Annotated in this window: 5 protein-coding genes; 3 read left to right on the forward strand and 2 right to left on the reverse strand. The window is 71.6% G+C overall.

Annotation, left to right across the window (positions count from 1 at the left end; all coding sequences use genetic code 11):
• The first annotated feature begins 544 nt into the window (after positions 1–544).
• Entirely contained in the window at positions 545–1,324 is a 780-nt protein-coding gene (locus tag AB0C69_RS39065) for a hypothetical protein (RefSeq protein WP_360361196.1), read from the forward strand.
• Here AB0C69_RS39065 and AB0C69_RS39070 read toward each other — a convergent pair.
• A complete protein-coding gene (locus AB0C69_RS39070) occupies positions 1,242–2,135 on the reverse strand; it encodes a putative RNA methyltransferase (RefSeq protein WP_360361199.1) in 894 nt (297 codons plus the stop codon). The two genes, AB0C69_RS39065 and AB0C69_RS39070, sit on opposite strands and share 83 nt — an antisense overlap.
• A gap of 54 nt (positions 2,136–2,189) precedes the next feature.
• On the reverse strand, positions 2,190–2,543 hold the full coding sequence (gene trxA, locus AB0C69_RS39075; protein ID WP_345171804.1) for a thioredoxin: 354 nt from the start codon (positions 2,541–2,543) through the stop codon (positions 2,190–2,192).
• Positions 2,544–2,673: 130 nt separating this feature from the next.
• On the opposite strand from trxA, the gene AB0C69_RS39080 reads away from it, so the two are divergent.
• Positions 2,674–3,678 (forward strand): sigma-70 family RNA polymerase sigma factor, encoded by a 1,005-nt coding sequence (locus tag AB0C69_RS39080; protein ID WP_353835914.1) that lies wholly within the window; start codon positions 2,674–2,676, stop codon positions 3,676–3,678.
• Positions 3,679–3,824: 146 nt separating this feature from the next.
• Positions 3,825–4,054: 3-deoxy-7-phosphoheptulonate synthase (locus tag AB0C69_RS39085; RefSeq protein ID WP_360361204.1), on the forward strand; the 230-nt coding region annotated here is incomplete at its 3' end.

Raw genomic sequence — 4,054 nt, forward strand, 5'->3', positions numbered from 1 at the left:
GTAGATGCGGGCGATCTCGCGCTTGACGGTGCGCAGCCGCCCGTGACTCATCCTCGTTGTCAAGTCGATCTGCGAAGATCTTTTTGACCGTCGAAGGTGTGCCCGTCCCCCACGCGACGACACGACACCAAGCCAGAGACTCAGAGAGATCGTTCCGTGGGAGGCGCCCTGCGGGCCGGCCACCTTGCGGCGTCCTGCATCCCGTTGTGGGCTGTGCAAGCCATCTTACAACAGTCCGAGCGGCGCTCGAACCATTTTCAGCGACCTGCTCCCCAGGGCCGGCCGCCTCTCGGCGTCCCGCGTCCCCTTGGGGCGAGGAAGACATTAAGACGGCTCGCCGGGACCGTCAAATCGCGGGGTCCGCGAAGCCGGCCCCCTTGTTCACCCACCCCACCATCGAGCGCGCTGACCTCGCCATTCACGCTCTACGTGCTTCGGGTCACAGTGGGGTACCGTGCCCTGACCGCTCTCCCCCGGCGAAATGTCCCCTGGGGCCGGCGGTGGCTCCCGGGTCGGTTGTCGCCCGAGGTCAGGAGGAACGCCCGTGAACGTGCCCGCCGCCGCCCGCGTCTCGGCAGAGCGCCTCGTGGTCGCCGCGACGATGGGGCCCACGGTCCATGACGTCCATGCCTGGCGGTTCAAGGTCGTGTCCGGACTGATCGAGGTGCACGCCGACCCTGACAGGTTCCGGCCGAAGAACGATCCGGCGGGGCGGGGCCTCCACCTCAGCAGCGGCGCCGCGCTGGTGAACCTGCGTCTGGCGGCGGCGCAGCTCGGTCACGAAGCCGTCGTCCGGTTGCTTCCCGATGCCGGACGTCCATCCGTCCTCGCCTCCGTGCGCCTGGCCGGACGGCACCGTGTGTCCCGCGAGGAGCGGCTCCTCTACGCCGCGACGCTCCGGCCGTTCCGTGGCGATCCGTCCGCCGCGGGCGCCTGCCCTCCGTCTCCCGTCGTCGACGAGCTGGCCGGGGAGGCGAGGCTCGAAGGCGCCGCGCTTCGGCGGCTTCCCCCGGCGCCTCACTCGGCGGGACAGCGGGCGGTGCTGACCACGCGGGGGGACTCCCCCGCGGAATGGCTTCGCGCCGGCCAGGCTCTCCAGCGCCTCCTGCTGAGCACGGTGGCCCGCTCGCTCACCGCGTCGTTCGGCTACGAGGCTCTCGATGTGCCGGGTGTCGAGGAGGTGACGGAGCCGGGCGAGACCCCGCAGGTGCTGTTGGAGATCACGCAGGCCGGGGACGCGCCTACTCCAGCCGCCGGTAGGTGGACAGGACGAACGACAGCGGCGCGGGCAGCGGCTCGGGCAGCGTGTCCAGCCGTTCCCTGAGCTGCTCCGGCGGGACGTGGTGCGCGCTCGGCCCCATGCCGACGAGCGTGATCACCTCGCCGTGCGTCAGGACGGTCTCGGTTTCGAGCTCCTGGCGCGCGTCCAGCTTGAAGTAGCCGGAGAGCGCGGTGTCCATGCGCTCGGTCTTGTGCTTGTCGATCGAGAGCAGACCGAGGGGCTCCACGAGTGTTCCGAGATGCCGGGGTGACGGAGTCACCGTCAGTAGCAGCCCGTCGTCTCGGAGCACGCGGTGGAACTCGGTCGCGTTGCGCGGGGCGAACACGTTGACGACGATGTCGGCCGCGCCATCGCGCAGCGGGAACGGGCGCCAGAGGTCCGCGACGACGGCGCCGCAGCGCGGGTGCGCCTTCGCGGCGCGGCGGGCGGCGTGCTTGGAGATGTCCAAGGCCAGGCCGACGGCGTCCGGCGCCCGGTCGAGGATGCGGCTGAGATAGTGCCCCGTCCCGGCTCCCGCGTCGAGGACGAAAGAGGGCGCGGCGCGAGAAACGCTCCAGGCCAGCCGATCCGCGAGAACCGCGAAGTGGCCGGCCGTCAGGAACTCGTCCCGCGCGCGGACCATCTCCGGTGTGTCGGCCGTCCCCGGGCGGGCGTTGCCCGGCAGGAGGTTCGCATATCCCTGTCGCGCGACGTCGAAAGCATGCCCGCCCGGGCAGACCAGGCGGCGGTCGGCCAGTTCGAGGTCGGCTCCGCACACGGGGCACACCAGGTATCGGACGACATCGGCGAGCATCCGTCCATCATCGACCATGCCGGCCGGTGAAGGGGCGGCGGCGTCCGCTTCTTTGCCCACGCGCCTCCGCGGCGCCCGCCGCGCGCCTCGTCCGCGCAACCCGGCGGGCGCGGGTCAGGCCTTCGCGCGCCGGCGGACGTCCTCCATGTCGAGGCCGCGGACCTGCTCGATCACGTTCTCCAGCACCGACTCGGGCAGCGCGCCCGGCTCCGCGAACACGATCATGCCGTCGCGGATCGCCATCAGCGTGGGGATGGACCGGATGCCGAAGCGCTCCGACAGTTCGGCCTCGGCGTCGGTGTCCACCTTGCCGAAGACGATGTCCCCGTGCTTGTCCGCCGACCGCTCGAACACGGGCGCGAACCTCTTGCAGGGGCCGCACCACTCCGCCCAGAAGTCGACCAGCACGATGCCGTCGCCCTGAGCCACCTCGTCGAAGTTCTCAGCGGTCAGTGTGACCGTCGCCATGTCGGTTTCTCCTCAGTCGGGGTATCACGACGTAGAGCGGCTTACAGCCTCGCAGTATTCCCCACCTGGGAATCACAGAGCGGTAATTGGCGTTCTCCTCCTAGGGAGATCGCACCGGAGAAGGGTCAGGATGGCTGGAACCCGTACCAAGGGCGACAGGGTCGAAGTCCCCGACAAGGATCTTGTCGGGGCGTACCTCGACCGGATCGGCCGTACTCCCCTGCTCGACGCGCAGGAGGAGGTCGATCTGGCCAAGGCGATCGAAGGGGGCCTGTACGCCGAACAGCTGCTCGAGGAGGGGACGGTGCCCGAGGGCGCGTCCCGCGAGGAGCTGGCGGAGCTGGCCGCGGCGGGGCTGCGCGCGAAGCAGCGCTTCGTCGAGGCCAACCTGCGGCTGGTCGTCTCGATAGCCCGGAAGTACCCGACCGACTCGTTGCCCCTCATCGACCTCATCCAGGAGGGGAACCTGGGGCTGATGCGCGCGGTGGAGAAGTTCGACTACCGCCGCGGCTTCAAGTTCTCCACTTACGCCACCTGGTGGATCCGGCAGGCGATCGGCCGTGGGCTGAGCCACACCGCCCGCACGATCCGCCTGCCCGTCCATGTGGAGGAGGAGTTGTCCCGGCTGCGGCGCGCGGAGCGCCAGCTCAGCCGCGAGCTCGGCAGGGAACCCACCCGCGAGGAGCTCGCGGGCGCCGTCGGCGCCGAGGCCGAGCATGTCGACGAGCTGCTGCGCTGGCGGCGCGACCCGGCGAGCCTGGACGCGACCGTCGACGACGCCGGCGAGACGCCCATGGGCGACCTGCTGGAGGATCCCGACGCCGTCACCCCGGAGGCGGAGATCCTCGCGCTGGACGACATCGAGGGCCTCGGACGGCTGCTGGACCGGCTTCCCGAGCGCGAGTCCGCGATCCTGCGGGCCCGGTTCGGGATGGACAGCGGGCAGCCGCTGTCGTACGCGCAGATCGGCGCCCGCTACGGGCTGAGCCACAACCGCGTCCGGCAGATCACCGACCGCTCGCTGCGGCGGCTGCGCCAGCTGGCCGGCGAGACGGACCTGAGCGGCCGCCGGGCGCTCGCGGGCGGCCACGGCACCGCGCGAGAGCCGGCCGCGGCCGGGTCCCGGGCGGCCTGACCGGGCGGTCCGAGCGGCGTCCCGCCGCACGATCGGCGACGGGCGGCCCCGCGAACGGGGCCGCCCTGCCGCGTCGGTGCCCGCGAGCCCCCCGGCGCGCGGGCCTTTCCGTCCACGCAGGGCGGGCCGTGCCATAGCCTTTCAGGGTGAGTAATTCCGCCGTCATCGGGGACCTCGACGCGTGGCGCGCCCTCCCCGCTCTCCAGCAGCCCGATTGGGACGATCCGGCCGAAGTAGGCGAAGTCGCCGCCGAGCTGGCGGCCCAGCCGCCGCTCGTGTTCGCGGGCGAGTGCGACCAGTTGAAGGCGCAGCGCGGCCATGGTCTCGATGGTCACGGGTTCGCCGAGCCGCTCGGCGATCCAGTCCAGGAGCGGCG

Origin of the sequence: Actinomadura sp. NPDC048032 (genome assembly GCF_040653175.1) — a bacterium.
In the GTDB taxonomy this organism is placed as follows: Bacteria; Actinomycetota; Actinomycetes; order Streptosporangiales; family Streptosporangiaceae; genus Spirillospora; species Spirillospora verrucosospora.

Coding starts and splice junctions, on each gene's coding strand:
- trxA (WP_345171804.1), bottom strand. CDS start 2,543: ATGGCGACGGTCACACTGACCGCTGAGAACTTCGACGAGGTGGCTCAG.
- AB0C69_RS39080 (WP_353835914.1), top strand. CDS start 2,674: ATGGCTGGAACCCGTACCAAGGGCGACAGGGTCGAAGTCCCCGACAAG.